The sequence below is a fragment of the Flavobacterium bomense genome, from assembly GCF_003970355.1.
Genome location: NZ_RYDJ01000034.1, coordinates 1 through 2668 on the forward strand (window position 1 = coordinate 1; position 2668 = coordinate 2668).

Sequence of the window (2668 nt, forward strand, 5' to 3'; positions counted from 1 at the left end):
ATAAATGTATTTGCATCAATTACAGATGAATATGGATTTCCGACTGAATTATAGGAACGTGGCGCATCAATATAACTTAAGGTTACAGGAACATCTCCATTATTAGGTACTCCAGTAAATACTCCAGAGTAAGCCAAACTAGCTGTACCAGCATCATATCCAGTTAAAGCTTCAGTATTAGGCATACGTATCAAATAACCTGTTCCAGCAGTAAAGTTGGTTACGGTAGGGGTTTCAATTGCACTATACGCACCTTTTATACCTCCGGTATTATAAGTCGTATCAAATGTATAAAAACGACTTGGTGATTGTGATGTCAATGGAGAGAAATCTTCTAAATTCTGATTTGCAACAGGTGATGACCACAAAGTATAATCTAAACGATATAAAGAATTACTGTTTCGTTTTACAGTAATAACGCCTGTATTTGACACATTATTTACTTGAATTAAGTTGGCATTATTTTCGACAACAAGGCTACCATTATTTATTACCTCATTTTGAACAACAATATTTGTTCCTGAATTAATAATCAAGGAACCTCTTGCTTTAACGGTTACTTTTTTGGCTGAAAATGTACCGTTTGTTGTTGTACTGTAACTATCATTTATTACTACTTTTAATGATGCTGTTGGCGTTAGTGCATCATTCCACGCGGCAGTTTCCCATACGGCTGCTAATTCAAAATCTAAACTATTCAAAATAAAAGGAGTATTGTTTTTTGTCCAATTTACTGGGTCATTAACCAATGTTTTGTATGCAGAAAATGATGATTTTTCATCTTTAAGAGCTAAAGATCCGCTATATTCAACATTATCAAAATCGCCAGTTACAATATTACCATTTGTCACATTTAATGCTGTTGGTAAATACGAACTGTTTGAAGTAACCGTTCCCGTTGTTAACCAAGCCAAGTTTGACAAACCATAAATAAAATTTGGACTAACTCCAGATCCTTCATACATAAAAAGATTTTCTCCAGAGGCCGACAAACCGTCCAAAGCACCAGTAACAGATCCAAAATCAGCTGACAAAGAAGCAGTTAATGTATTTATGTAAATTACTGTGCCTACTGGAACAATGTTTCCAGTATTGTTTTTCCAAACCAATGAAGTACCTTCATTCACTAATAATGCTGCACCATCCCAAGCATTATCTGTAAAAATCAATTCAGCATCCACAGGAATTGGTACCCAGTTTACAAACGAAATTCCATCTGGTGTGTCATTAGACAATGCAGTAATACTAATATCTCCAACTCCAAAGTTAAGGGCTACAGCTTTAGCGGTAATCCCAAAAGTATAAGTTGAATCTGTTGGGTCATCGTTATTAAGATTTACTGTATCTGCAAAAGTCCCTGCAACTGCACTGTTGAAAGTTAAAGTAAATGTAGTAGAACCACCAGCCAGGACTGTTGCAGGAAGTGAAATACCCCCGATAGTATATTTGGTTGCACCAACATTCATCAAAATAGTATTAACGGTTAGATTTCCCGTTCCTGTATTTTCTATTGTGTAGGTTTTAACCACATTTGTGTTGTTAGCTGCATTTCCAAAATCGGTATGGTCGGCGGTGCTCGGTGTTGTGTCTCCAACTACAATAGTAGTATTATTCCCTTTTAAAGAAATGTTTGGCGTTGGTGCTTGTGCTATTGCTTTGATGGCAAAATTATAAACACCCTCGTCTGAATCATTACTTAATACTTCAATAACATCATCAAAAGTTGACGCTGTTAAACTATTGAAAGTAACCGAAAAAGTAGTTGAGCTTCCCGTTGGAATTGTAGTTAATACTGGTTGCGTAATTGCAAACACTGTAGTTCCCAATGATTTTTGAACATATGGTGCTGTTAAAACTAAATCGGAAGAACCTGTATTTTCTATAGTACAGGTTTTTGTAACCTTTGTGTTTCTAGCCACTGTGCCAAAATCAGTAGCATTAGTTATAGATGCTGGAGTTGCTCCATCTACAATTGAAACAGCATTACCTTTTACGTTAATTTCTGGACCAGATGAATATACAATTCCTGATATTGAAATATCGTCAATTCCAACTCCAATAGAATTTGATGTTCCTCCAACTGTAAATCTTATTTTAACTTGAGTACCACTATAAGCGCTTATATCAAAAGCTGTTTGTGCCGATAAGGTTGAACTAGTTGGCGTTCTTGTTCCTAAACTAGTCCAATTGGTTCCATTATCAATAGAAATCCATACTGTTAAAATGATTTCGGCAGCTGTACTGCCTCCAAATGTTCTTACCTTAAAATTCAAAGTTTCGTTTGTGTAACTATTAAAATCCATTGCTGGGCTAATTGTTGAAGATGTAGCTTGTAATAATTGCACATAAGTAGTCCCCGCAACAACAGCATCAGTCCAATTCGTAAAACCTGAAACATCTGTACGAATAGGAGTAATATTTACTTGCCCCCAACTTACCTGCGTATTCATCAATACTATGGCAAACAATACTAACAATCCATTAATTGTTGTTTTACTTTTTGCCAGAAAAAAACCTAGAATAATTTTGTTCATTGTAGTTTGTATTTATTTAGTATTTATAAAGAATAATGATTCAATTAGTTTTTAAAAGAATGACAACCAAACCTTTAAACATTTTAACAAAACAGATGCTCTAGTGAATTACACAATATATTTAATGTAATACT

Annotated in this window: 1 protein-coding gene; it reads right to left on the minus strand. The window is 34.7% G+C overall.

Annotation, left to right across the window (positions count from 1 at the left end; genetic code table 11):
* Nucleotides 1-2534, minus strand: a 2534-nt coding sequence (locus EKL98_RS15230; protein WP_126563067.1) for a choice-of-anchor D domain-containing protein, incomplete at its 3' end; no start/stop codon positions are given.
* Nucleotides 2535-2668 lie beyond the last annotated feature (134 nt).